Below are 24556 nucleotides of genomic sequence, written 5' to 3'. Positions count from 1 at the left end.
AAACTGCCGGCCCCAGCTAGATCGAGTGCCCGACCAAAAAACCAATCAAGAGACCCGCGAACCCGGCTGCCGTAGCGACCAACCATGGTGCCCAGCCCAGCCCGATGGGCGGCACGGGGCTGGGCGCCCGCTCGCGCGTGGACGGGTCAGCGGCCGGCGCGGCGCCGGGAGCAACTTCGTCCGCCACCGGCGCTTGCTCCACCGCCGGTGCAACGCTATGTTCGATATGCGCGCTGAAGGCGCCGAAGAAGGACTCGAGGTTCTTCGCCGCAGCCGACTGGATCAGCCGGGAGCCCACGCTCATGAGCTTGCCGCCAATCTCGACGTCGGCCTCGTAGCTGAGCAGTGTCGTGTCGCCCAGGCCTTCGAGTTTCACCCGCGCGGTCAGCCTGGCGAAACCCGCGGGACCCGCATTGCCCTGGCCGATGATCGTGTATGCACGCGGTGGCTCGAGATCGGCGAGTTCAACTTCGCCGCGAAACGTCGCCGCAGCGGGGCCGACACGAACTTGCACCGTCGCTTCGAAATGACGCTCGTCGCGCATCACGAGCGCCTTGCAGCCCGGCAGCGTCGCCTTCAGCACCTCCGGGTCGTTCAGCGCAGCCCACACCGCTTCCGGGGGCGCGGGCAGCGAGCAACTGTCAGCAAACTTCATTGCGCGCCTCGTCATAGACTTTGAAGAGCGCCTGGGTGCCCGAGCTCGCGTGGCCGGCGTCGGCGAGTTCTCCATACAGGCGGCGCGCGAGTTCAAGAGCCGGCAACGCGCGGCCCATGTCGCGCGCTTCCTCGGATGCGATGCGCATGTCCTTGATGAAATGCTCGACGAAGAAGCCCGGCGCGAAGTCTCCGCGCGCGATGCGTGGACCGAGATTGTTCAGCAGGAATCCGCCCGCCGCACCACCGCCGATCGCGCTGAGAACCGTATGTGGATCGAGGCCAGCGCTCTTGGCATACGCAAGTCCTTCGCAAACGCCGAGCATGGTCGACGCAATCACGATCTGGTTGCACAGCTTCGCGTGCTGGCCGGCGCCCGGGCCACCCTGCATCACGATATTCGCGCCAAGGCAGCGCAGCATCGGCTCGACGCGCGCGAGCACCGGCGCGTGGCCGCCGACCATGATCGACAGCCGTCCCTCGCGAGCGCCGACGTCACCGCCGGACACCGGCGCATCGAGCATGTCGATGCCGCGTGCCGCTGCTCGGGCGGCCATTTCGCGCGCCAGCGCGGGGCTCGACGTGGTCATGTCGATCAGCACCGCGCCAGGCCGTGCATGCGCGATCAGCCCGGCCTCGCCAAGATACAGCGCGCGCACGTCGGCCGGCATTCCGACGATCGTCACGACAATCTCGCCGGCGGCGGCGAGCGAGGCCGGCGTCTCGTGCCAGTGCGCGCCTGCCGCGAGCAATGGCTCTGCCTTCGCGCGCGAGCGGTTATACAGATGCAGTGGATAGCCGGCTGCGGCGAGCCGGGCGGCCATCGCGCCGCCCATAATGCCAAGGCCGATGAAGCCCACTGCGGGTTGGGTTGAAACCTGGTTCATGTCAGTTCGTCCAGTCAAAGCGATTCGCGCAACAGGTCGCGTACGAACATTGGCGTCAGCGGATGCCGTTCGACCACCACACCGAACGGCGCGAGCGCGTCATTCAGCGCATTCGTGAGCGCGCCGAGCGCGCCCATCACGCCGCCCTCGGCCATGCCCTTGATGCCTGCCGCAGTGGAGCGGCTTGGCGTATGCATCGGGATGATCTCGATCTCGGGCAGTTCGGTTGCCGTCGCGATCAGGTACTCGGCAAGCGAGCCGGTGGTGTTCTGACCGGTCTCGTCGTAGATCACCTCCTCAAACAACGCGCCCGAAAGGCCCATCGCAATCGCGCCGTGCTGCTGGCCCTCGACGACTGTCGGGTTCAGCAGCGTTCCGCAATCCTCGGCGATCACATAGCGCGCGATGTGCAGCGCGCCAGTCGCCACGTCAAGCTCGACTTCGCACGCGTGCGCGGAATTGGAGTACGTCATGGGTGGCGGGTCGTAGGTCAGATGAAACTCGAGGCCAGGCGAGAGTCCCGGCGGCAGCGACGTCGGGTCCATGTACGCCTGCCGTGCGATGTCAGTCAGCGTGAGCGCGGTGCCGTGCCAGGCATCGCCTTCGCGTTGCTCGATGCGGCCATCGGCGAGGCGTAGCGCCTCGGCGGGCACGCCAAGTCGCGTGCTGGCGATGGCGAGCACCTTGCGCCGGGCGTCCTGCGCGCACAGAAACAGCGCGCCTCCGCCGGCAGTCCCGCTACGCGCGCCGCGGCTGCCCATCCCGTATGGCGCGATGTCGGTATGACCCATGTGGATGCGCACTTTCGACGGCTCGACGCCGAGCCCTTCGGCGACCGCATTTGCCATCGCGCTCTCGTAGCCCTGGCCGCTCGGTCCGAGTCCGACCGATGCGTTAACGATGCCGCTCGGCTCAATCCGTATCCAGCTCGCCTCGTGGCCCGAACCGGGAATTCCGGCAGCCTTGTAAAAGCGCGAGCCGTAGGTGGTCGGCTCGACGACGTTGCACAGCCCAAGACCGAGATAGCGCCCGCGTGCGCGCGCGTCGCGCTGGCGCGTGCGAAATGCGGCGTAGTCGACCGCCCGCAGGACCGCCTCGAAGGTTTCCGTTGGCGTGATATCGGCAAGCGTTTCGCCGGTCGGCGTCCGGTACGGCAGTTCCTGCGGCGCAATCAGATTGCGGCGGCGGACCTCGACCGGACCGATTTCGAGTTCGCGCGCGATCGCGTCGATCGTTCCTTCCATCACCCAGCTCGTGATCGACATCGGCGCGCGCATCGGCGCGTTGCCGCATTTGTGGCTGAGCACGATCTTCACGTCGAAAGCGTAATGGTCGAGCCGGTACGGCCCGCTCAGAATCATTGCGACGACGCGCGCCAGGTAGTTCGCCGGAAAGAAGCAGTACGCGCCGAAGTCCTCGCGCATCTCGAGCGTGAGCGAAAGCAGTGTGCCGTGCTGATCTACTGCCGCGCGCGTGCGGCAGAAATCCTCGCGCGAATTCGCGGCGGCCGTCAGGTTTTCGAGCCGGTCCTCGCGCCAGCGCACCGGTCGTCCGAGGTGGCGCGCAAGCGCCGCGACCGTCAGCTCCTCGCGATACAGTGCGATCTTCTGACCGAACGAGCCGCCAACGTCCTGGGAGATCACCGTGACCTGCGACTCGTCGAGCGCCAGACGCGCCGCGAGTTGCGTGCGCAGCGGATGTGGTACCTGCGTGCCGATATGGAAGGTCAGATGCTTGCGGCCCAGATCCCACACCGCCGCGCAGCCGCGCGTCTCGATCGGCACATGGGTCTGCCGTTGCTGGCCGAAGCTCGCTTCGACGATGCGATACGCGGTGGCCTCAACCCCGGCAGGATCGCCGTGCGTGAATGTCTGGTGCGAGACCAGGTTGCCCGGCACCATCGGATCGATCTGCACCGCGTCGGCCTCAAGCGCCTGCCACATGTCGGTCACGGCGGCCAATGCGTCGAACTCTACCAGAACCTGTTCGGCCGCGTCCTCGGCGATGTAGCGGTCCGCCGCGACGACACACGCGACCGGATCGCCCTGGAATCGGACGATCTCGACTGGCATCGTCTCGATCTCGACCGGCATCAGTCCTTCGATCGGCGGCGCGACGCGCAGTGGCCGGGTCCACTGCGCAAGATCGCGGCCGGTCACGACCGTGACGACGCCGGGCATCGCGAGCGCCGCGCTCGCGTCGATCGACACGATGCGCGCGTGCGCATGGGGCGAGCGCACGAAACAGACATGCAGCGCGCCCGGAATCTCGATGTCGTCGAGATAGCGCCCGTGGCCAGTCAGCAGCCGGTAGTCCTCGGTGCGAGGCACCGGCCGGTTCAGGTAGCGAAAGTCTGCCTCAGACATCGACGGCCTCCGCGCGCAGGCGTTGGGCCGCCAGCATGACCGCACGCACGATGCTCTGGTAGCCGGTGCAGCGGCACAGATTGCCGGAGAGCACGTCGCGCACCTGCGCTTCAGTAGGCTTCGCGTACTCGCGCAAATACGCCTCGAACGTCATCACGATGCCCGGCGTGCAGAAGCCGCATTGCAGCCCGTGGCATTCGTGTAGTGCCTGCTGCAGCACTGACAACTGCCCGCCAACCGCAATCGATTCGATCGTCGTAATGGGCACGTCGTCGACCTGCACTGCATAGGTCAGGCACGCGCGCACGGGCCGGCCGTCGACATGCACGGTGCATGCTCCGCACACGCCGTGTTCGCAGCCGACATGCGTGCCGGTCAGCCGGCAGTCTTCGCGCAGCACGTCCGACAGAAGCTTGCGAGGCTCGCAGCGCACGTCGTACGACGCACCGTTGATCTGGAGATGAATCGCCGTCTTTTCCATAAATCGCTCAGATGTCCTGCAAGGTGTACCTGCTGGCGCGCGCGAGTGCGCGCGCGCTCAGCGCATGGACCAGCTCGCGCCGATACGCAGCGCTGATTCCCGGTTGGTCGTGTGGATCGATCGCGGCGGCCACGCGTTCGGCAACGAACGCAATCGTCGCGTCGTCGGCAGTTGCGCCGATGAAGTTCGCCGCGACGTCATCGAGCGACACCGGCACGTCGCCAACGCCGCCCACGCCGATCCGCAAATGCGTGAAGCGTCCCGCATCGACGATGGCGCTAACCGCGCATGCGGCAATCGCAAAGTCGCCGTGGCGACGGCTGAAAATCTCGAAGCCGTGGCCCTCGTCGGGCCGCGCGCACGGAAAGCGCACGGCGGTGACGATCTCGTCCGCTTCGAGCGCCGTCGTCATCGCCGCAAGCAGGAAATCCGCGGCCGCGATTTCCCGCGTCCTGCCCGGACCGGCCACCTCGATGCGCGCGTCGAGCGTGCGCACGATCAGCGGCAGCTGTGCGGCCGGGTCCGCGTTCGCAAGGCTGCCGCCGAGCGTGCCACGTTGACGGATTGCGTAGTGCCCAACCGTTGCGGCCGCCAGCGCGAGCAGCGGACATGCGTCGCGTACAAGGGGGCTGGTCGCGAGTTCGTGGTGGCGCGTGAGCGCGCCGATCCTGAGGGTGCTGCCGGTGCGCTCGATGCCGGCAAGCTGCGGCAGCGCATTTAGGTCGACCAGATGCGCGGGCTGCGCGAAGCGCATGTTCATCATCGGCCCGAGCGACTGGCCGCCAGCGATCACCTTCGCGTCGAAACCGTGCTCGGCGAGCAGCGCGAGCGCGTCGTGGAGCGAGCGGGGCCGGTGGTATGAAAAGACGGATGGTTTCATGGCATCACACCGCGAGATTGGTGCCGCTTGCCTGATCGAACAGATGCAGGCGACGCCGGTTGACGGAGATCGACACGCGCTCGCCGACCGCGAACGAGCGTTCCTTGCCTACGCGGAAGAACATCTGATGATCGTCGCTGCACAGGCCGATGAACTGATCGGAACCGACCGGTAGCAGCGACGTGATCTCGCCGGTGATCCGACAGTCCCCGTCGTGCGCGTGCTCGTCGATATCCTCCGCGCGAATGCCGAGCGTGATCGCCTGGCCGGCGCGTGCGGCGAGTCGCCGACGCGTGGCTTCGTCAAGCGCGAGCGACAGACCGCCGCGCCGAAAGCACAGCCCTGCGCCTGCGTCTTCGAGGACACCGTCGAGGAAGTTGATCGGCGGGCTGCCGAGGAAGTTGGCAACGAACCTGTTCGCCGGCCGTTCGTAGATGTCATCCGGTGTGCCGATCTGCTGCACAACGCCCTGGCACATCACGACGATCCGGTCGGCAAGCGTCAGCGCCTCGGCCTGGTCGTGTGTCACGTAGACGAAAGTGGTCTGCATCGACTGATGCAGCGCCTTGATGCTGGCGCGCATCGACACGCGCAGCGCCGCGTCGAGATTGGAGAGCGGTTCGTCCATCAGGAACACCGACGGCTGGCGCACCATCGCGCGGCCCAGCGCGATGCGCTGACGCTGCCCGCCGGACAACTGGCCGGGCCGCCGCTCGAGCAGGTGCTCGATCTCGAGCGAACGGGCCGCTGCCCGTACCCGCGAGTCGATCTCGTGCTGCGGGTACTTGCGCATGCGCAGCCCGAACGCGATGTTCTCATAGACGTTCTTGTGGGGATAAAGCGCATAGCTCTGGAACACCATGGCGACATCGCGCTTGTGGGCAGGCATGTCGTTCACCTCGGTATCGTCAAAACGCAGGCTGCCTTCGGTAACCTCTTCGAGGCCGGCGATCATATTGAGCGTCGTCGACTTGCCGCAGCCGGACGGCCCGAGCAGCACCAGGAACTCCTTGTCCCGGATTCGAAGGTTCAGGTTGTGCAGCGCTACATGCCCGTTGGCATAGCGTTTCGCGACTTGTTGAAACTCGATTTGGGCCATGTTTCGATCCCCTTATCCCTTGACCGCGCCGGCGGTCAGGCCGGAGACGATGTAGCGCTCGAACACCACGGCGATGATGACGGGCGGTATGATCGCAACGACGCCGGCCGCGTTGATGAACGAAAAGCTGGTGGTGAAATCCGACGTGAACGACGCGACGATGATCGGCACCGTCTGTGACGCGGCGGTTTGCGTGAACATGAGTGCGAAAAGGAACTCGTTCCAGCTCGTCAGGAAGGTGAACAGGATCACCGCGACGAGCGACGGCAACGCGAGCGGCAAAAACACCTTGATGAGCGCCTGGATCCGCGAGCAGCCGTCGACCCGCGCGGCCTTGTCGAGCTCGTCGGGCAGACCCTCGAAATAGCTGAGCAGCATGAACACGCTGAACGGAACCGTCAGTGCGAGATAGGTAATGATCAGCGCGCCGACGTTGTCGAGCAGCCCGAGCTTGCGCACGAACAGGAAGAACGGCACGATCAATGCGATGTCGGGAATGACTCGTGTGGCAAGCATGAAGTACACCGACAGGTCGCGCCCGACGTAGCGGATTTTCGCCATCGCATAGGCGGCCGGCACGCTGACCACGAGATTTAGCACGACCACCGCGCACGCTACGACGAGGCTGTTGCGCAGCGCCGGCAGCAGATACTGTGCGCTCGACGGCACGAAGGACGCATCGGCCGGCAGCGTGCCGGTTCCGGCCTGGACGATGGCGCGGAAGCTCGCGAGCGTCGCCGGGTGCGGAATCCAGTGCGGCGGAATCGAGGTGATGTCGGCCTCCTGCTGCAGCGAAGATGACACGAGCCATGCGACCGGCGCAAGCACGTAGACCAGCATCAACGCCGCGGCGGCGAACAGTGCGACGCGTCTGACAAACGGAGCGGATAACATGCCTAGAGCCTCCTGCCGAGCAGACGGATGATCGTGTAGGACATCGCAAACGTGGCGAGCGCCAGCACGTAGGCGACCGCCGCGCCGCTGCCGAACGACAGCTTGCGGAACGTCTCGACGTAGATGTGCCACGACAGCACGTGGGATGCGTCGGCCGGACCGCCTTCGGTCAGGATGAAGAACAGGTCGAAGTGACGGACCGCCGTCATCGCCTCGTAGATCATCACGAGCATGAAACCTGGCCGCATCGAGGGCAGCGTCACATGCACGAAGCGGCGCAGCGCTGTCGCGCCGTCAACACGGGCGGCCGCGTAGAGGTCTGGCGAAACCGACTTGAGCGTGACGAGCAGCAGGATCGTCGCGAGCGGCACTTCCTTCCAGACGAACGCGTTGGCGATCAGCAGCAATGTCTTGTGCGTGTCCCCGAGCCAGATCATGTAATGCCCGATCACGCCGAGCTGCAACAGCAGGCCGTTCAGCGCGCCGTAGCCAGAGTCGTATATCCACTTCCACATGAGGCCATCAACCACGTACGGAATCGCCCACGGAATCAGCAGCGCGGCCGAGAGGATGCGGCGGCCGCGGAACTCGCGGTTGAGCAGCAGCGCGATAAGCGTGGCGATCACCATGATCGCGAGCACTGACACCACCGTGAACCACACCGTACGCCCGACCGCGGCCCAGAAGTCCGGGTCGCGGAAAATCGCGATGTAGTTGCCGAGTCCGACGAAAGGCGCGTCCATGCGCGTCAGGTGGATGTCAAACAGGCTCGTCCACAGCGAATACAGCACCGGGAACACGGCGACCGCGAGCAGTACCACGAACATCGGCAGCAGCAGCAGCATCGCGCTGCGCTGGTCGGCCGCCGACACGGGGTGCCGGGCGAGCCAGCGTCGAGTTGGAGCAGGTGCACTCATCGCAACCTCAGGCCTGTTTGCTGAGTTCGGTCCATTTGCTGGCCGATTTCTTCAACGCCTCGGCGGCGCTCGACTGGCCGAGGATCGCGGCCTGCCACGCGCTGCTGTTGACTTCGTCCCACTCGCCGAACCAGCGCGTAATCACGTCCTTCTTGCGCGCGAGGTCCTGCTGTTTCTGGAACATCGCGAAGTCACCGTACTTCTCATATGCGGCGCGCACCTGCGGATCGCTGAACAGCGGCTTTACGCCGAACGCGGTGCCTGTGTCGAGGAACATCGCCTTCTGGAACGCGTACTGACCGTCGAACTTCCCGCCGAACGCTTCGATCAGGCGTACCGCGTTCGCCGCGCGCGCTTTGTTTGCGCCGGCGGCGGCGCTCAGCGCGTGCATGCGCATCCAGGCCACTGTTGCGTGCGAACCGTTTGGACCGGCGGGCATCAGCGCCTGCCTGATGTTTCCGGCGACGTGCGACTGGCGTGGATCGTTCAGCGCCTGGATCCGGTAGCGCGGCAGCAGTGCGAACGCGTGGTTGCCGGAGGCGACGGCCTTGAAGCCGTTCAGCTCGCCGAGTTCAACGCAGGCCGGCGACAGGATGTGGTGTTTGTTGACCGCGTCGACGATCCATTGCAACGAGCTGATCGCGCCGTGCTTCGGATCGTCCATCATGACGCGGCCGCTGTCGTCGACGAAGCGCCCGCCGTGCGAAAACACCACCGACGACATGAACTCGATCAGCCAGCTCTCGCGCGCCATCGACAGCATCAGCGGGTAGTTCGACAGGCCGGCCTTCTTGATCTTCAGCGACTGGTCGACGAGTTCATCCCAACTCGCGGGCGGCGCGGAGATGCCGGCTTTCGCCAGCATGCTCGCGTCATAGAGGAACGCCATGTAGTCGGTGTAATAGGTCATCCCGTACTGATGACCCTTGTACTGCGTCGACTGCGTGCAGAAGTCCTGCACGTCGCTGTTGTACTTCAGCAGTTGCGGATATGCGTCTATTGGCGCGAGCCAGCCTGCGTCGGCCCACTCAGGCAGCCAGCCGTCGGAGACCCACAGCGCATCGACCGGCGCCTGACCGACGAACTTGGTGATCATCGCCTCGCGATACTGCGCGAACGGCAGGTTGTTGTAGTTGACCGCAAGCCCGGTTTCCTTCTCAAACGCCGCAACTTCGCGCTTGACCGTATCGACTCCCGCCGACCAGGTGTACAGATTAACGACGTCTGCGGCGCGGGCGCGCGGTAGTCCGCCGAGCATGCCGGCCGCAGCCAGCCCCGCGCCCGCGGATATCTGCAGAAAACGACGACGACCACTGCCGAACTTCATCACTTCGCTCATGATTCGCTCCCGGCCGCCGCTGCGGCACCCCTTCCGGTGATGGTCAAATTTCCTGACCGCTTCGGAGCGAACAATATTCACGTCAAAATAAATCGTCAATTGACGAGTTAAATTTTTCTACATCGTCTGATCGAACCAAGAGATAGACAGGTCAACGTTTTTTATCGTTAATTTACAGTGATGTACGCCATGTCTTAGCGGGGACCCTGCCATCGTTCCGACCGTTCATATCGCGTCACCCGACGATAATAGAGGCGAGAGCTGGCGCTTCGGGCGTCACGGCCGGTCTCGCTATGGCGCGAGCGACAGAAGATTTTGCGTTCGAGATCAGGTGGAATGAGCGGGCGGCGTTGCAGCGGCTGCACCGCCGCCCGCGCGTCAGGATCAGCGGGAGGAGGGACGTCGGCGCAGCACGGCGCGGGTCTTAAGGTTGTGCGTCGCGCCGCCTTGATGGCGTGTGGCGGTGCGTCAGGCGGCGTGCCGCGCTGGCAACAGCGCTGGAATGCTGGCAAGAAACGCCCGCACGTTCATCGCGATCACCTGTTCGGCTGGTGTCGTATTGTCGTTTGCATAGACGCGGCGGCGAATCGCCAGGTGCGAAACCGCGCCGTGCAGCATCCAGCCGATCTCGGTCCGTTCGTCGATGTTCGCCGGCACGCCGCGTCCCGCGTCATGCGCGGCCTCGGTGACGACGATCTCGAGCGCGTGCGTGACCACCGCGTTGGTGTAGGCCGGCGCCATGCGCAGCCCCGCCAACGACGAGTAAAGGAACAGTCGCAGCCAGCGACGCGTCAGCAGCGACTCGTAGTATTCGCGGTAGAACGTGACGAGGCGCATCTCCAGCGGCACGCTACGATCCTTCAACTGGACGAACCACATCGCTTTGAACAGGCCGGCGACTTCGCGGTTGTAGACCTCTTCGATCAGCGCGGCTTTACTCGGGAAAAGGCTGTAGAGCAGCCGCTGGGAGACCCCGCAGGCCTGCGCGATCGCGCGCGTCTGGGCGTTCAGCCCGTGCTCAGAAAAATATTCGGCCGCTTTCGCGAGCACCTGTGCCTGCCGCGCCGCGCGGGGCAGCCGTTGTGGCGCCTTCTTGGATGGCCGTTTTGCAGGAGGCCGCGCGGGGGCGGCCTGGTTTGACATTGTCTGGCTCTCCTCGGTCTTTTTCCCCGGTTTCGCAGGCTGTCCAGTTGTAGATTTCATGACTGTCCCATGTTCTGCTCGCGCACATTTCCATGCGAGCAAATCGTCGCACGACGACTAGTGTTTTGCAACGGTTTAGCTCAGCGCCACCTTGTTTCGATGCGCATCGCGTTTCTGCGCCCGGGCGACGTGGCGATTCGCACGCGGCCGTGGCGGGCGTGCCGGCATGTCGCCGTCAATTATCACTAAGTCGGCCCCAACCTGTGCAGTTTCGCCGACATGATCATGGAGATGGACGCTCACACTGGCTTCAGTGAAGTGCTCCGGTCGCAAGGCGCGTGATACGAGCGAACTCGTCTCGCTGTGCCTCATTGATCGCCCACGGCACGGAACTGGACGCGAGGAGCGTCGCCGCCCCCGCAACTGGAGCCGGCGCATATTTCAACGGCAATGCGCTTCCCTGAAATGCCCCGTCGGCTGCCGCGTGCAAACGACCGCGTGGTTGAATTCCAGCGCACGCATCCGATTACCGAACTCTGGGATACCGGACGGCAGGCATCGAGCGACTCCATGAGTCTGGATACGTCACGGCACCTGTTTTATGCACGGGTCGATCCGCGACGTCGCACCCATGCGGTGGGCATGGACACGCACGTGCTGGATCAGCACGGCATTGTCTATAACGAGCCAATCGTGCTGAACGAACGCCAGGCTGGCGTGGCGATCGAGGGCGTGATCCGTCACAACGAGAACCGTGACGACGGTGGACTGCTGCGTCTTTCAGTAGACACGCATGGATACACAAACGTACAACTGGTTGCGGGGTTTTTTCCAACTGGCGGAATCGGTTGAAAGGCCCCCGGGCTTGGGTTCTACCCGCCTGGCACGAATCGGCTAGAATCCCGATGCTTTGAAGGTCGAAATGGCCGAAAGTCAGTCGTGGCAAGAGATTCCAACGAGATTGAGCGTCGAAGAGTTCGAGCAATTTGTCTGGCCGCATCTGAGCAAGGGCCGTCGCGGACCCGCGCGAAAGCTCAGCGCGCATGCGATTTTCAACTACATCCTGATGGCGCTCTATCTCGGCTGCCAGTGGAAGGAGTTGCCCATCGAGAAGGATTGGCATGGCCGTCGCGAGATCCATTACACACGCATTTATCGCGCCTTCCGGCGCTGGGAATCGGACGGATGCCTTGATGCCATTTTCGAGGCTTCGGTGTTCAGGCTTCATGGCGATCAACGCCTGGACACGCGCATTATCCATGGCGATGGCACCACAACCGCCGCGAAGAAAGGCGGCGACAATCTCGGCTTCAGCGGCCACAAGAAGCTCAAGGGCTGCAAGGTGTTTGCCCTGTGTGACCGGAATTGCAACGTCATCGCGCCGTTCGTCAGAGCACCGGGCAATCGCAATGAATCGCCGCTGTTACGAGAAGCGCTGCCGCGCCTCACGAGCATCGCCCGTGCGGTGGGGCTGGATCTGCGGGGCACGGTCATGAGCCTGGATGGCGTGTACGATTGCCGGCCCAACCGCAAAGCCATTTTCAATCGCGGCATGGTGCCTAACATCAACGCTAAATCGCGCGGCAGAAAAGGACCGAAACGCGGGCGCAAGCCGCTGTTCGATCCGGCCATCTTTAAAGAACGGTTCAGGACAATCGAGCGGGTGTTCGCGTGGGAAGATAAGTCCGGCGCCTGCTGCTGCGCTTCGAGCGACTCAGCCACCTACACTACGCATTGAAAACCCTTGCGTACACGATGATCAATCTTCGGCACTACTGCCGAAGCTGATCACTTGCTTCGAGACCTTTGTTTCATCGCCGGCCATCGTGCCGTGGTCAGGCTCTCCCGCACCATGCCGATACCTTCGCACAACGACACACATGGTCGCATCGCACGCCTCGCCGCCGCGATTCCTTCCAGCCCGTGGGCTTGTCCAACCGCGCTGCGCCGAGCTTGCTCGAAACGCGCAACCGGTTGCGTGTGAAAACGCAAAAGTACTCGGTTCCTGGGCATCGATTTACGGTTTTTAAGCCACGAGGGATTTAACGAGGTCCTCGACGAGTTCTGTTTGCTGCTCGCGCGTGAGTTCCTCAGGGAAGGCAATCTCATGCTCGCGATACACTGCGCCATTGACGCGTTCATGCCGTTCTCGACTGAAACCGAAGCGATCGAGTCCGAGCCGATGCTAGCCGTGTCGTTCCACCTCGATCTGATCGAGTTGACCGGTCTGATACTGGCGATCGATCGCAGCGGAAGCGCCAGGAAGGCACGCCGCTAGGAATCGTATCGACGCCGTCCGGGGGAGACCTCGCCGGAGCGGCCCTGCGTCTGCTGCAAGCCCTGACGTCGCCCCTGGACGCGGAGGTACTGGGGCCCGCACTTGTGCGGGGGGAATCTGCTACCGGGTATTGATCGGGGAGCGAGACGCAGCGATGAGGGCTGCGCTCGCGCATTAGGCCGCTTTGGCAGGGTCGCGAAAGCGTTACGGCGAATTCATACCCACTATGCGCAACCGATAGATGTCAGTCGTCTCGCGGAGGAGGCGGGGATGAGCGTTCCCGCGTTTCATGTCAACCTCAGAACCGTCACGTTGAGCTCGCCGATTCAATACATCAAGTCGATGCGTTTGCATCAGGCGCGCTTGCTGATGATTCGCGACGGTTTGACGGCGGCCTCTGCATCGGCACGTGTCGGTTACGAAGGTCCCTCGCAATTCAGTCGCGAGTTCAAGCGTTTCTTCGGACGCTCACCGGTCGATGAGGCTCGGGATATGCGGGCATCGTTCGCGCTATCTTCGGCTGCAACGTTCGACGGGTTATCTGCTTCTCACTGACATCAATATGAGGGGGGCGCCTGGTGCTACGGACCGGGCCCCCTCGATCTTTCTTGGGGCCGGTGTGTCTCGCTTCCCTGAGGTGGGTTGACCAGCGCGCGAACGTGACAACGCCGATCCAAAGGCTAAGGCAAGCGGTGGACCGATCTCAGTCCGAATAGGGCTACAATCAAAGTGATCGGTCAAAGTCCCGCGTTCAGCCATCATTTCTCAACACAATGCAGGCACGGCGAGTATTAGAAACTGAGGGTCTCGTATGCCTTCACGATGTCGCCAGCCACCGTCTCGATCTGTTCGCGTTTGAGCATGGCCTGCGAGCGCAGCAGCTGATACGCATCCTCCTCGGACATGCCGCGCGAGTCCATGACGATCCGCGTTGCCTGTCGGATCACCAGAACCTTTGCCTGCTTCTGCTCGAGCCGTTCGATGTATCGCTCACGTGCGCGGGATGCCTTAAATTGCGTGAGCGCAACGGCAATGGCGGTCAACAACCCGAACGAGCGGACCGGCGAGGGAATCGTTGCGAACGCATTCAACCGCAGCACCGCTTCGATGGTGATCGGATTTTCGTAGGTCACGACCGGAATCACCGGCGGTGATGTGCTGGTTCCGAGCCACGGATAGTCGACCGAGAGCGCCTCAGGACGAATCGCCATGAGGACGAGGCCGGTGTTGCACGGCAGGCTGTCGAGGCGCGGCCAGCATACTTCCACGTCGCAGCCGATGCGCTGAAGCTGGGCGAGCAATTCTTCGCAATCCTGATCCCGCGGATGAATCACCACGACTTTTAGCGAACGCAGGTCGCGCAGGATCGCCGGCGTCTGCGCGGTCCGCTTCATCGATCCGCTCCCGTGCGTGCGAGTTCAGGATGCGCGTGCGTGGTCCACGCTGGCGTGCTGTGAGACACGACGTAAGGATCCGCCTTCACGCGTTCAGGGGCGCGCCCGATGATATCGAAGCGGCCACGCGCGTCGACCCGGCCGATCAGCGGATGCAGGTAGGTGTGGTTATTATGCTCGTCAATACGCACGCGGCCTTGCGGTGCGTCGAATTCGAGTCCGGGCAACACGCGCAGCAACAACGTCGGGTCGTCGGAGCCGACGCGGCGGATCGCATCCGCGAGCAGATGCATCTGGAAATAGGAGGCTTCCCAGCACATGTTGGTCGGCTGATCGTCGCCGAAGCGGGCCTGATAGCGGGCAACGGCGCCGAGGTTCGCGGCTGTATCCACACTCTGGAAGTACGCGGCGGAGGTGATGTGTCCTTGTGCGAGGTCGTTTCCCATTATCGCAATGTCGGCTTCACTGGTCATGTGGCTGGCGATAGGCGTGCGGTACGGATCGAGCCCAACCTGCGCAAACGCACGGTACAGATGCGAAATGCCTTCGCCCACAACCGTGGAGAAAATAAAGTCGGGTGCGAGTTGCTTGATCCGCTTGGCGGCATCCAGATAACTCTCCCACGGCGCGTCGAGCGACAGATAGGTTTCATCCACCTTTTCGCCGCCGCGTTCGAGGATCAGATCGCTCATCACGCGATTCGACTCGTAGGGGCACACGTAGTCCGAACCGATCATGCTCACGCGTGAGCCGAACTGCGTGAGCATGAAACCGGCAAGCGGCAGGGTGTTCTGATTGGGCGCCGCGCCAGTGTAAATCACATTGCGGCTGTATTCGAAGCCTTCATAAGGCGTCGCATAGAGGAGCAGCGCATTGTGCCGCTCGACAATCGGAATGACCGCCTTGCGCGTGCTGGACATATAGCAGCCGACGATCACCCGGACCCGATGTTCGAGAATGAGTTGTTCGGCGAGCTCGGCATAACGGCGAGGTTGGCATTGCGGATCCAGACAGACGAGTTCGATCTCGCGTCCTGACACGCCGCCTGCGAGATTGATCTCCTCCACCGCAAGCGTGGTGGCTTGCAGTTGCGTGAGCTCCGCGGCTGAGGTTACACCTGAGCGTGAATACAGGACGCCAATTCTGACTGGCTCCGAGGTAAGGCCGGCATCAAGATGGGTCATTCGTCAAAACCGATGGTCGCTACGTTCGGGAAGTACGCTGTTTGTGCGTGTGGCACGCGGCTGGTGCCCACAGCACTGTCGTAGTGCGGCGCTGAGCGGGTCAGCCGCGCAAACCGCCTTATTTATGATGCCTTCCGGTTTGTCCGCAATGCAACTGATCAATTCGAGTCCGCTGCACAAAAGGGATTTGCGGTAAACCTCCCCACAGGCAGTAAATCCTGGCATAGTCGTTGCTTATAGAAGCATGCTGACCCGACGTGCATAACGGGGACTTACAGCATTCATTTCGCTGTTCGAGACAAAGGCGTCTTGAACGGCACCGGCCAAAAAAGCCCGAAACCAGCTTGTCTGGTCTCGGGCTTTTTGCGTTTGCGATTTTTAATCCATGTCGGAGTGAAGCAAATGAAAAGACGTACTTTCCTGTCGGCAGTCGGCTCCGGATTGGTGAGCGCTGCAGGCACTGCGCTACCTAAGGCTGCGTTTGCCGCGGGTGCCAGCGATCCGATCAAGCTCGGCTTGCTGTTCTCGCAGTCGGGCACGATGGCCAACGGCGAGTCGCTATTAAAAGATACGGCACTGATGACGATCGATCAGATCAACGCTAAGGGTGGCGTGCACGGGCGCAAGCTGCAGGGCGTCGTTGTCGATCCGGCGTCGGATTGGCCCATGTATGCACAGCTCTCCAAGCAACTGATCCTGCGCGACCAATGCGCGGCGCTGTTCGGCTGCTGGACGTCGGTGTCGCGCAAGTCGGTATTGCCGGTGGTCGAGTCGCAGGACAGTCTGCTGTTTTATCCGCTTCACTTCGAAGGCGAAGAGCAGTCGAAGAACGTTGTCTATCTGAACTCGCCGCCGAGCAGCTCGGTGCTCCCGGCGGTCGATTACCTGATGAGCGAGCAGGGCGGCGGTGCCAAGCGCTTCTACATGATCGGCAGCGACTACGTGTGGCCGCGCACGATCAACAAGATGCTCAAGGGCTATCTGAAGACGAAGAACATTCCGGATTCGGCATGGCGCGAACATTACGTTCCATTCGGGCAGTCCAATTTCCAGACCATCGTGCGCGATATCAAGGACTTCGCCGCGCAACCGGGCGGCCAGGCCATCGTCGTGATGACCGTGGTGGGCGATTCGATTCCGGCGATGTTCAAGGAAGCGATCAATCAGGGCGTGCGCGCGACCGATATTCCGATCCTCGGCCTGGACGTGGTGGACAGCGATCTGGAAGGTCTCGATACGAAGCCGCTGGTTGGCCACCTCAGTTGCTGGTGCTACTTCCAGAACGTCGATACGCCGCAGAACCGCCAGTTCAAGAGCGACTGGAAGAACTATGTCGGCGCGCACGACCTGAAGCATCGACCGGACATGGTGATCGACCCGATGGTGTCGACCTACCTCGGCATCAATCTGTGGGCGCAGGCCGTCACGAAAGCGCACTCCACCAGCACGGATGCGGTGCGCAAAGCGCTCGCGGGCCAGTCGATGGTCGATCCGGCGGGTTACACGGTGAAGATGGATGCATCCACGCAGTATCTGTGGCGTGGCGACATGATCGGCTCGATCAACGCCAAACAGGGCTTCGACATCTTGTGGAAGTCGAAAGACATCGAGAAGCCGGTGCCGTTCAGCCCGTTCATCGGCAAGGCTTGACAGTCCCTGTCGCACAGTTTGGCAGTTGCGGGATCGGCATACGCAAGCATGCCGGTCCTCTAGCAGGATCGAATGGAAACATCCATGATCAATTTCAGGCAGATCTTTTACGCGATCGCTTGTCTGGCGCTTGTTTGGACCGCTACCGCGAGCGCCGCGCCGGGCCGCGCGGCGATGCTCGCGTCGTTCTGCGCGACGAACGGCGATAAGGCCGCTGCACTGGAGCAACTTGTCGAGACCGGCGTGTCGGATGATACGCACGAGCGTGCGTGGGCACGTCAGATCGTTGATGCGATTCGTAACGGTGCGCTGGTGTGCGGTGCAGACGGTCAGGTGACGCTGCAGGGACACCCTTTACTCGACGCCGCGACCCTCCAGCCGCGCGCTAACGCGTCAGCGGATTCGCCCTATGTGCCGAGCATCGTGATGATGCGCAAGCTCGCGGTGGCATCGGCGGAAATGGACCTGTTCTCGTCGCAGCAGGACACCCGCGCGACGGCTGCGCGGCAAGTCGACAAGTTCTTTACCTTGCTCGATCCCGCTGTCATTGCCCGCGCGGTCAAGGCGCAGCATGATCCGGATATCGCGGCCACTCTCACGCTGGCGTTGGCTAAACGCGGTCTGAACAGCAATGTGAAGGCCGACCGCCTGGCGGCGATCAAGGCTGTGGCCGAGGTGCCGAGCGAAACCGCGCGGACCGCGCTGGCGAACTTCGCAGCGGACGATTCCGTGCGCTCGGATCCGGACGTGCTTGCCGCGGTGGAGGGCGCGATTCGCCACATGGACACGTGGCTGTCGCTCGGCAAGGGCTTGTCGATTCTGTTTAGCGGCTTGAGCTATGCCGGCGTGCTGTTGCTGACGGCGCTCGGCCTGTCGATCGTGTTCGGCCTGATGGGCGTGATCAATCTCGCGCATGGTGAATTCATCATGATCGGCGCTTACGCAACGTATCTGGTCGAGCGTTTCATGCAGGCGCATCTGCCCGGCTGGTTCGATGCGTACATCTTCATTGCGATTCCCGTGGCATTCGTGATCTGCGCCGCGTGCGGCATGTTGCTCGAATTCTTCGTCATCCGCTTTCTGTATCGCCGGCCGCTCGAGACGCTGCTCGCTACCTGGGCGGTCAGTATCGCGTTGATCAAGCTGATTCAGGTGCTGTTCGGCTCGCAGAACGTCGAGTTCATCACACCCGGCTTTCTCAACGGCGGCATGCAGGTTGCGCCGGGCTTTTTCGTGACCTACAACCGCGTGTTTGCCATCGTGCTCGCCGTGTTGATCTTCGGCGCGACCTTCGCCGTGGTTCGCTTCACGAAACTTGGTTTGCTGATGCGCGCCACTACGCAGCTGCGGGACATGGCGCGCTGCCTGGGCGTGCCCGCCGAGCGCGTCGACCGTATTGCGTTCGGGCTGGGCGCCGGTCTCGCGGGGCTGGCCGGCGTGGTGTTGACGCAGATTGCGAGCGTCAATCCGTCAATGGGTACGGGTTTCGTCGTCGACTCGTTCATGGTGGTGGTGCTCGGCGGCGCGGGCAGTCTCGCGGGGACAGTCGTGTCGTCGCTCGCGCTCGGCGAAATCAACCAGTTCATCGAACCATTTTACGGAGCGGTTGCCGCCAAGGTGGCCGTGCTTCTGCTCATCGTGCTGATTATCCAGAAGCGCCCGCAAGGCCTCTTTGCATTGAAGACCCGCGTATGAATACGTTTCCCGATCCGCGTACCAGCAGGAGATTGACCTTGTCGGCGTTCGCAACGAAATGGATGGGCCAGTCCGTGGAGGTCGGCATCGTGCCGGTGCTGGTCCTGCTGGCGCTCTATCTGCCCTTTGCCTATTTTGTGATTCCGGAGTCAAACGCGCTGCATCTGTCGCTGTTCGGCATCAACCTGATCGGACAGGTCATGTGCTTCGCGCTGCTCGCGCTGGCGCTCGATCTGGTATGGGGTTATGCGGGCATCCTGAGCCTCGGGCACGGCATCTTCTTCGGAATAGGCGGCTATATGATGGCCATCTATCTGCTGAACGGCGCCTATGCCGATACGAACGTATTGCCGGACTTCCTGCAATACATGGGGGCGAGCGACTTTCCTCCGGTATGGAAGATCCTCTCGCGGCTCGATGTGACGATCATCGTCACGATCATCGTCACCGTGCTGGTCGGGGGCGCGTTCGGCTTCGTCACGTTTCGCTCGCGCATCAATGGCGTGTATCTGTCGATCATCACTCAGGCGCTCACTTATGCGCTGATGCTGCTGTTGTTCATCAACGACGTGGGCCTCGGCGGTAACAACGGCATGACCGGTTTCACGAGCCTCGCGGGCCATAAGCTTGCCGATACCCCCACGCAGATCGGCCTCGCTGTGTGTTCATGCCTGCTGCTGGTGGCGGCCTATGTCGGCGTGCGCTTTCTCGCCCGCTCCAGTTTCGGCAGGGCGCTAATCGCGGTGCGCGACGACGAAGCGAGGATGCGCTTTCTCGGTTACCGCACGCATACGCTGAAGCTCTTCGCGTGGTGTCTCTCGGCGGTGCTCGCGGCGTTTGCCGGGATGCTGTATGTGCCGCAGGTCGGCATCGTCAACCCGACTATCGTGTCGCCGCAACTGTCCGTCGAGATCGCCGTGTGGGTGGCCATCGGTGGGCGCGGCACGCTCATCGGCGCGATCGTCGGCGCTATCGTGGTCAACGGACTCAAGTTCTGGCTGACGGCGCAACTGCCGGCGCTGTGGCCGTTCATTCTTGCCGGCGTGACGCTGGTGATTGTCGTGTACCTCAGCAATGGTCTGTGGGGGGCGCTGAAGGCTGCCGGCCCCGAAAATAAGGGGGGCCGGCAATGAACCTGCCACAACGGGCCACCGCCGTCTACATCAGCGGCCTGTCTGTCACGTTCTCCGGATTCGCGGCCATCACGAATCTGTCGATGGAATTTCGATACGGCGAGATTCGTGCCATCATCGGCCCGAACGGTGCGGGCAAGACGACCTTGATGGACGTCATCACGGGAAAGACCCGGCCGGCATCCGGTGAAGTTTTTCTCAACAAGGTCACGAATCTCGCGACGCTCGACGAAGCGTCCATCGCGCGCCTGGGCATTGGCCGCAAGTTCCAGAAGCCAAGCGTGTTTGAAGCGCTGCGGGTTCGCGAAAACCTCGAACTGGCGATTCGCAACGGTCGCGGCTATGCGGCGATGGTTCGCTCGCGCCTCGGCGCCCAGCAGAACCGGCGCATCGACGAAGTGCTCGAGACGATCGGTCTCGAGCATGAAGGGCCCCGGTTGGCCGGCACGCTGTCGCACGGCCAGAAGCAGTGGCTCGAAATCGGCATGCTGCTTGTCGCCGATCCGCAGGTGATCCTGCTCGACGAACCGGTTGCCGGCATGACCGACCACGAAACCGCACGCACCGCCGAACTGATCGCGCGGCTCAGGTCGCCCGATCGGGCGGTGGTGGTGATCGAACACGACATGGATTTTGTCGGCGAGATCGCGGACCTCGTCAGCGTGTTGCATGAAGGAAAGCTGCTGGGCGAGGGATCGATGGAGAGCGTGCGCAATGATCCACGCGTGATTCAGGTTTATCTGGGACGGTAGACATGCTCAAGATTTCCGCACTCAACCAGTTTTACGGCAGCAGCCACACGTTGCGCGATGTGTCGCTGAATGTGGCCGACGGTGCCTGCACCGTCGTACTCGGCCGGAATGGCGTGGGCAAGACGACCCTGCTGAAGTGTCTCGTCGGGTTGCTGCCGGTCAAAGGCGGCGAAATCGAACTGGCGGGTCAGCCGCTCGCGCGCACGCCGTCGCACCGGCGCGCGCTGGCGGGTCTCGGCTACGTACCGCAAGGACGCGAGATTTTTCCGCAGCTCAGCGTCGAAGAAAACCTGCGTATCGGTGCCTACGCGGGCGAACGCAATCAGACCGCCAAGGGCAAGCAATTTTCTTTCGACGATGTCTTTCACACCTTTCCTGTGCTGAGGACGATGCGCCGGCGCATCGCAGGAAATCTGTCCGGCGGACAGCAGCAACAGCTTGCGATTGGCCGGGCGCTTCTGACGAATCCGAAGCTGCTGATTCTCGACGAGCCGACCGAGGGCATCCAGCCGTCGATCGTGATGGAGATCGAGGCGGTGATCCGTTCGCTGAAAGGATCGCTGTCGATCCTGCTGGTGGAGCAATTTTTCGATTTCGCGCAGGCGGTAGCCGACGACTATGTCGTGCTGGTGCGAGGCCAGGTCGTGTCGGCAGGGCCTGGAGACCAGATGGAAGCCAATAACGTCAGAGCGCTAGTTTCAGTGTGATGCGGCGCCCAGTCAGGCGCCGGTTCACGTCGACAACCCACATTTGAGCAGGAACCCCATGATGAAATGGCTAGAACAATCGATCATGCATACGCGCGGCGTCGCACGCGGCCAGGTTCGCGAAACGCACGAACTCAGTGAATCCCGTCAAGGCACATTTCACTACACCATCGGACCGTACTCTGCGCCAGTGATGAGCATTGCGCCGGGCGACCGGGTGGTGGTTCAGACGCGCGATGCCTTTGACGGCAAGATCCTCACGGAACAGGATCTGCCCAGCCAGAAGCTGCGGGTGCCATTCCTGAATCCGCAAAGCGGCCCGATCATGATCGAAGGCGCGGAGAAGGGCGACGTGGTTGCGGTGTATATCGAGTCGATGCTGCCGCGCGGCGACAATCCCCGCGGCACCTGCTGCCTGATTCCGCGCTTCGGCGCGCTGACCGGTACGGAATACACCGCAACGCTTAATGAGCCGCTGCCCGAGATTACCCGCAAGATCGATGTGGACGAAGAAGGCGTCTACTGGAGCAAGCGCGTTACGCTGCCGTACAAGCCGCATATTGGCACGCTGAGCCTGTCGCCAGAAATCGACTCGATCAATTCGCTCACGCCGGACAACCACGGCGGCAATATGGACGTGCCCGACATGGGGCCGGGCAGCATCACCTATCTGCCGGTGCGCTCCACCGGTGCGCGGCTCTTTATCGGCGACGCGCACGCCTGCCAGGGCGACGGCGAAGTGTGCGGCACCGCCGTCGAATTCTCCAGCACGACCACGATTCACGTCGATCTGATCAAGGGCTGGCATATCGAATGGCCGCGCCTCGAAACCGATGAGCTGCTGATGGCGATCGGCAGTGCGCGCCCGCTTGAGGACGCAACGCGTATCGCATACCACGAACTGGTGCTGTGGATGGAAAAAGAATACGGCTTCGACCGCTGGGATGCCTACATGATGCTCAGCCAGTGCGGCAAGGTGCGGCTCGGCAATTTCGTCGATCCCAAGTATTCGGTCGGCGCGGCGATCAGCAAGAAATATCTCGCACCGGCTGCCTGAGGAGACGCCATCATGGATTTGAAACTCAAGGGTTTGAAGGCACTTGTAACCGGCGGCACCAAGGGTATCGGCCGCGCCATCGCGCACACGCTGGCAGCCGAAGGCGCGGACGTCGCACTGTGCGCGCGTGATCGTGTCACCGTCGAGCAAACGGTGGCCGACATCGTGCAGGCCACGGGTGGCGCGGTCAAGGTATGGGGCGCGCCCGTCGACGTTTCGAATGGTCCAGCGTTACAAGCCTGGACACGCGACGCTGCCGCGCAACTGGGCGGCATCGACATCGTGGTCGCCAATGTGAGCGCGCTGTCGATCGGCAACGATCCTGAATCGTGGCGCAAGGAGTTCGAAACCGACTTGATGGGTACGGTCAACCTGGTCGACGCCGCGCTGCCGTTTCTCGAAACCAGCAAGTCCGCCTCGATCATCGCGATATCGAGCGTGTCCGGTCGTGAGATCGACTTTGCCGCCGGCCCTTACGGGACCTTCAAGGCGGCGCTCATCCACTACATGCAGGGCCTCGCTTACCAGCTCGCGCCGAAGGGCATCCGGGCAAACGCCGTGTCGCCTGGCAACGTCTATTTCGAAGGCGGTGTGTGGGATCACATCGAACACAACGATCCGAAGCTGTTCGCGGAAGCACTCGCGTTGAATCCGAGCGGACGCATGGCCCGCCCACAGGAGATCGCGAATGCGGTCGCGTTCGTCGCGAGTCCCGCAGCGAGCTTCGTGAGCGGGGCGAATCTCGTAGTGGATGGCGCGCTCACGCGCGGGGTGCAGCTCTAACTGCCGAGACGCTGCGTCACGTAAGTCGATTCGATAAAACACCAAGGAGCCTTGCCGATAATGAAAAGAATCTCTTCCCTTCTGACTGCCGGCCGCTCACGCTGCCTGGCATCCGTTCTGCTGGTTTCTCTCGCGATGGCAAGCCATGCCGCCATCGCTGCCGATCCGATCAGGATCGGCGTGCCCGTGGGTCTGAGCGGCGCGAATAGCGTGGTTGCCCCGTCGGTGGTTCAGGCGGCGCAACTGGCTGTTGACGAGATCAATGCGAAAGGCGGCATTCTGGGGCGTCAGGTCGCCCTCGAAGTGGCCGATGACGGTAGCGGCGCAGCGGGTGCGCAAAAGGCGTTCGATTCGCTGATCTTCGAAAAGAAGGTCAACGCGCTCATCTCGATGGAAACGAGTGCCGCGCGCAACGCAGGCTTGCCGATCGTCACGCGCGGCAAAGTCCCGTTCATTTACACGTCGTTTTATGAAGGGCGCTCCTGCAACCGTTATATGTACGTCGATGCGTGGGTGCCTGACCAGCAGGTTGCGCCGATCGTCGATTACTTCATGAAGCAGCAAAAGGCGAAAACGTTCTTCCTGATTGGCAGCGACTACGCGTTCGGCCGCGGCATGCTCGACTTCACGAAGACCTACATCGAGAAGCACGGCGGCAAGGTGGTCGGCAATGAGTATCTGCCGATGGACGGTTCTGACTGGACTTCCATCATCAGCAAGCTGCAGGCGGCCAAGCCTGACGCGATCATCACGTCGACAGCCGGCGGCGCGCCGAACGTCACTCTGACCAAGCAACTGCGCGCGGCGGGCGTGAGGGTTCCCTACGGCAACCTCGCCGTCGACGAGGGCACCGCTAAGAGCATGGGCGCGGATGCACAGGGCATCTACATCTCCGGTTCGTATGTGACCAACATCGATACCCCGGCGAACCACGCGTTTCTCGCCGCGATGCAAAAACGCTTCGGTGCGGATCTGAAGACGCCGAACGATCTATCGGTGCCGGAGTACGAGGCGATCTACCTGTACAAGGCCGCCGTGGAGAAAGCCGGTTCGGTCGACACGGCGAAGGTGATTCCGGCGCTCGCTCAGGTTTCGTTCGACGGCCCGCGTGGCCATATCCAGATGGACAAACAACGTCATACGCCGCTCACGATGTATCTGGGCCAGGTGCAGGCGGACGGCTCGGTGAAGGTGATCGAATCGTTCCGCAACGTCGATCCGGGCGCGCAGTGTCCTGCCTTGAAGTAAAACGCACTATGGAGT

The 24556-nt window shown here is 62.6% G+C and carries 21 protein-coding genes and 2 pseudogenes; 11 read left to right on the top strand and 12 right to left on the bottom strand.

The annotated features are described in order from the left end of the window. Positions 1–16 precede the first annotated feature (16 nt). The 10 genes from HV770_RS31280 to HV770_RS31235 all read right to left on the bottom strand — a co-directional run bounded on the left by HV770_RS31280 (position 17) and on the right by HV770_RS31235 (position 10660). A complete protein-coding gene (locus HV770_RS31280; protein WP_175165377.1) occupies positions 17–655 on the bottom strand; it encodes an SRPBCC family protein in 639 nt (212 codons plus the stop codon). Beyond that, positions 642–1541, bottom strand: coding sequence for an NAD(P)-dependent oxidoreductase (locus HV770_RS31275; RefSeq protein WP_175165376.1), 900 nt, complete (start codon positions 1539–1541; stop codon positions 642–644). Before HV770_RS31275 ends, HV770_RS31280 begins: the two co-directional genes overlap by 14 nt. Before the next feature lie 14 nt (positions 1542–1555). Continuing rightward, the gene (locus HV770_RS31270; RefSeq protein WP_175165375.1) at positions 1556–3907 is read right to left on the bottom strand and encodes a xanthine dehydrogenase family protein molybdopterin-binding subunit; all 2352 of its coding nucleotides are present in this window, start codon (positions 3905–3907) and stop codon (positions 1556–1558) included. Then, positions 3900–4388 carry a (2Fe-2S)-binding protein gene (locus HV770_RS31265; protein WP_175165374.1) on the bottom strand — a complete coding sequence of 163 codons (489 nt, stop codon included), beginning with the start codon at positions 4386–4388 and terminating at the stop codon, positions 3900–3902. Before HV770_RS31265 ends, HV770_RS31270 begins: the two co-directional genes overlap by 8 nt. A gap of 7 nt (positions 4389–4395) precedes the next feature. Continuing rightward, a complete protein-coding gene (locus tag HV770_RS31260; protein ID WP_175165373.1) occupies positions 4396–5268 on the bottom strand; it encodes an FAD binding domain-containing protein in 873 nt (290 codons plus the stop codon). Between the two features lie 4 nt (positions 5269–5272). Then, positions 5273–6367 carry an ABC transporter ATP-binding protein gene (locus HV770_RS31255; RefSeq protein ID WP_175165372.1) on the bottom strand — a complete coding sequence of 365 codons (1095 nt, stop codon included), beginning with the start codon at positions 6365–6367 and terminating at the stop codon, positions 5273–5275. A 12-nt stretch (positions 6368–6379) separates the two neighbouring features. Beyond that, entirely contained in the window at positions 6380–7261 is an 882-nt protein-coding gene (locus tag HV770_RS31250; protein WP_175165371.1) for a carbohydrate ABC transporter permease, read from the bottom strand. A 2-nt stretch (positions 7262–7263) separates the two neighbouring features. After that, positions 7264–8178, bottom strand: a complete 915-nt coding sequence (locus tag HV770_RS31245; RefSeq protein WP_175165370.1) for a carbohydrate ABC transporter permease — start codon at positions 8176–8178, stop codon at positions 7264–7266. 7 nt (positions 8179–8185) lie between these two features. Further along, complete coding sequence (locus HV770_RS31240; protein ID WP_175165369.1) at positions 8186–9517, bottom strand: extracellular solute-binding protein; 1332 nt, start codon at positions 9515–9517, stop codon at positions 8186–8188. A gap of 468 nt (positions 9518–9985) precedes the next feature. Next, positions 9986–10660 carry a TetR/AcrR family transcriptional regulator gene (locus HV770_RS31235; RefSeq protein WP_246291374.1) on the bottom strand — a complete coding sequence of 225 codons (675 nt, stop codon included), beginning with the start codon at positions 10658–10660 and terminating at the stop codon, positions 9986–9988. A gap of 270 nt (positions 10661–10930) precedes the next feature. On the opposite strand from HV770_RS31235, the pseudogene HV770_RS39025 reads away from it, so the two are divergent. From HV770_RS39025 to HV770_RS38280, 3 genes and pseudogenes are all read left to right on the top strand, one after another. After that, positions 10931–11470, top strand: a pseudogene (locus HV770_RS39025) (Tn3 family transposase); the annotation flags it as partial. Between the two features lie 112 nt (positions 11471–11582). Then, entirely contained in the window at positions 11583–12398 is an 816-nt protein-coding gene (locus HV770_RS31225) for a transposase (protein WP_246291369.1), read from the top strand. 402 nt (positions 12399–12800) lie between these two features. Continuing rightward, positions 12801–13493, top strand: a pseudogene (locus HV770_RS38280) (AraC family transcriptional regulator); the annotation flags it as partial. Between the two features lie 236 nt (positions 13494–13729). On the opposite strand, the gene HV770_RS31210 reads toward HV770_RS38280, so the two are convergent. Further along, positions 13730–14332 carry an ANTAR domain-containing response regulator gene (locus tag HV770_RS31210; protein ID WP_018418414.1) on the bottom strand — a complete coding sequence of 201 codons (603 nt, stop codon included), beginning with the start codon at positions 14330–14332 and terminating at the stop codon, positions 13730–13732. Further along, complete coding sequence (locus HV770_RS31205) at positions 14329–15516, bottom strand: transporter substrate-binding domain-containing protein (protein WP_175165367.1); 1188 nt, start codon at positions 15514–15516, stop codon at positions 14329–14331. Before HV770_RS31205 ends, HV770_RS31210 begins: the two co-directional genes overlap by 4 nt. A gap of 402 nt (positions 15517–15918) precedes the next feature. On the opposite strand from HV770_RS31205, the gene HV770_RS31200 reads away from it, so the two are divergent. The 8 genes from HV770_RS31200 to HV770_RS31165 all read left to right on the top strand — a co-directional run bounded on the left by HV770_RS31200 (position 15919) and on the right by HV770_RS31165 (position 24541). Beyond that, a complete protein-coding gene (locus tag HV770_RS31200) occupies positions 15919–17166 on the top strand; it encodes an urea ABC transporter substrate-binding protein (RefSeq protein ID WP_175165366.1) in 1248 nt (415 codons plus the stop codon). 72 nt (positions 17167–17238) lie between these two features. Continuing rightward, the gene (urtB, locus tag HV770_RS31195) at positions 17239–18861 is read left to right on the top strand and encodes an urea ABC transporter permease subunit UrtB (protein ID WP_246291367.1); all 1623 of its coding nucleotides are present in this window, start codon (positions 17239–17241) and stop codon (positions 18859–18861) included. Next, on the top strand, positions 18858–19994 hold the full coding sequence (urtC, locus tag HV770_RS31190; protein ID WP_175165365.1) for an urea ABC transporter permease subunit UrtC: 1137 nt from the start codon (positions 18858–18860) through the stop codon (positions 19992–19994). Before urtB ends, urtC begins: the two co-directional genes overlap by 4 nt. Then, positions 19991–20746 (top strand): urea ABC transporter ATP-binding protein UrtD, encoded by a 756-nt coding sequence (gene urtD, locus HV770_RS31185; protein WP_018418409.1) that lies wholly within the window; start codon positions 19991–19993, stop codon positions 20744–20746. Before urtC ends, urtD begins: the two co-directional genes overlap by 4 nt. A gap of 2 nt (positions 20747–20748) precedes the next feature. Next, positions 20749–21453 (top strand): urea ABC transporter ATP-binding subunit UrtE, encoded by a 705-nt coding sequence (gene urtE / locus HV770_RS31180; RefSeq protein ID WP_018418408.1) that lies wholly within the window; start codon positions 20749–20751, stop codon positions 21451–21453. A gap of 61 nt (positions 21454–21514) precedes the next feature. Continuing rightward, positions 21515–22510, top strand: a complete 996-nt coding sequence (locus tag HV770_RS31175) for an acetamidase/formamidase family protein (protein ID WP_018418407.1) — start codon at positions 21515–21517, stop codon at positions 22508–22510. A 12-nt stretch (positions 22511–22522) separates the two neighbouring features. After that, positions 22523–23293 carry an SDR family NAD(P)-dependent oxidoreductase gene (locus HV770_RS31170; protein WP_175165364.1) on the top strand — a complete coding sequence of 257 codons (771 nt, stop codon included), beginning with the start codon at positions 22523–22525 and terminating at the stop codon, positions 23291–23293. A 135-nt stretch (positions 23294–23428) separates the two neighbouring features. After that, positions 23429–24541: a substrate-binding protein gene (locus tag HV770_RS31165; RefSeq protein WP_018418405.1), complete on the top strand. Its 1113-nt coding sequence runs from the start codon at positions 23429–23431 to the stop codon at positions 24539–24541. The last annotated feature ends 15 nt before the right edge of the window (positions 24542–24556 follow it).

Origin of the sequence: Paraburkholderia fynbosensis, assembly GCF_902859935.1 — a bacterium.
Lineage (GTDB): Bacteria > Pseudomonadota > Gammaproteobacteria > Burkholderiales > Burkholderiaceae > Paraburkholderia > Paraburkholderia fynbosensis.
This window is presented reverse-complemented; position numbering and strand designations above follow the sequence as displayed.

What these genes read in the sequence shown, in the direction of transcription:
- HV770_RS31280 (WP_175165377.1), bottom strand. Translation starts at nt 655, where the DNA reads ATGAAGTTTGCTGACAGTTGCTCGCTGCCCGCGCCCCCGGAAGCGGTG.
- HV770_RS31275 (WP_175165376.1), bottom strand. Translation starts at nt 1,541, where the DNA reads ATGAACCAGGTTTCAACCCAACCCGCAGTGGGCTTCATCGGCCTTGGC.
- HV770_RS31270 (WP_175165375.1), bottom strand. Translation starts at nt 3,907, where the DNA reads ATGTCTGAGGCAGACTTTCGCTACCTGAACCGGCCGGTGCCTCGCACC.
- HV770_RS31265 (WP_175165374.1), bottom strand. Translation starts at nt 4,388, where the DNA reads ATGGAAAAGACGGCGATTCATCTCCAGATCAACGGTGCGTCGTACGAC.
- HV770_RS31260 (WP_175165373.1), bottom strand. Translation starts at nt 5,268, where the DNA reads ATGAAACCATCCGTCTTTTCATACCACCGGCCCCGCTCGCTCCACGAC.
- HV770_RS31255 (WP_175165372.1), bottom strand. Translation starts at nt 6,367, where the DNA reads ATGGCCCAAATCGAGTTTCAACAAGTCGCGAAACGCTATGCCAACGGG.
- HV770_RS31250 (WP_175165371.1), bottom strand. Translation starts at nt 7,261, where the DNA reads ATGTTATCCGCTCCGTTTGTCAGACGCGTCGCACTGTTCGCCGCCGCG.
- HV770_RS31245 (WP_175165370.1), bottom strand. Translation starts at nt 8,178, where the DNA reads ATGAGTGCACCTGCTCCAACTCGACGCTGGCTCGCCCGGCACCCCGTG.
- HV770_RS31240 (WP_175165369.1), bottom strand. Translation starts at nt 9,517, where the DNA reads ATGAGCGAAGTGATGAAGTTCGGCAGTGGTCGTCGTCGTTTTCTGCAG.
- HV770_RS31235 (WP_246291374.1), bottom strand. Translation starts at nt 10,660, where the DNA reads ATGTCAAACCAGGCCGCCCCCGCGCGGCCTCCTGCAAAACGGCCATCC.
- HV770_RS31225 (WP_246291369.1), top strand. Translation starts at nt 11,583, where the DNA reads ATGGCCGAAAGTCAGTCGTGGCAAGAGATTCCAACGAGATTGAGCGTC.
- HV770_RS31210 (WP_018418414.1), bottom strand. Translation starts at nt 14,332, where the DNA reads ATGAAGCGGACCGCGCAGACGCCGGCGATCCTGCGCGACCTGCGTTCG.
- HV770_RS31205 (WP_175165367.1), bottom strand. Translation starts at nt 15,516, where the DNA reads ATGACCCATCTTGATGCCGGCCTTACCTCGGAGCCAGTCAGAATTGGC.
- HV770_RS31200 (WP_175165366.1), top strand. Translation starts at nt 15,919, where the DNA reads ATGAAAAGACGTACTTTCCTGTCGGCAGTCGGCTCCGGATTGGTGAGC.
- urtB (WP_246291367.1), top strand. Translation starts at nt 17,239, where the DNA reads ATGGAAACATCCATGATCAATTTCAGGCAGATCTTTTACGCGATCGCT.
- urtC (WP_175165365.1), top strand. Translation starts at nt 18,858, where the DNA reads ATGAATACGTTTCCCGATCCGCGTACCAGCAGGAGATTGACCTTGTCG.
- urtD (WP_018418409.1), top strand. Translation starts at nt 19,991, where the DNA reads ATGAACCTGCCACAACGGGCCACCGCCGTCTACATCAGCGGCCTGTCT.
- urtE (WP_018418408.1), top strand. Translation starts at nt 20,749, where the DNA reads ATGCTCAAGATTTCCGCACTCAACCAGTTTTACGGCAGCAGCCACACG.
- HV770_RS31175 (WP_018418407.1), top strand. Translation starts at nt 21,515, where the DNA reads ATGAAATGGCTAGAACAATCGATCATGCATACGCGCGGCGTCGCACGC.
- HV770_RS31170 (WP_175165364.1), top strand. Translation starts at nt 22,523, where the DNA reads ATGGATTTGAAACTCAAGGGTTTGAAGGCACTTGTAACCGGCGGCACC.
- HV770_RS31165 (WP_018418405.1), top strand. Translation starts at nt 23,429, where the DNA reads ATGGCAAGCCATGCCGCCATCGCTGCCGATCCGATCAGGATCGGCGTG.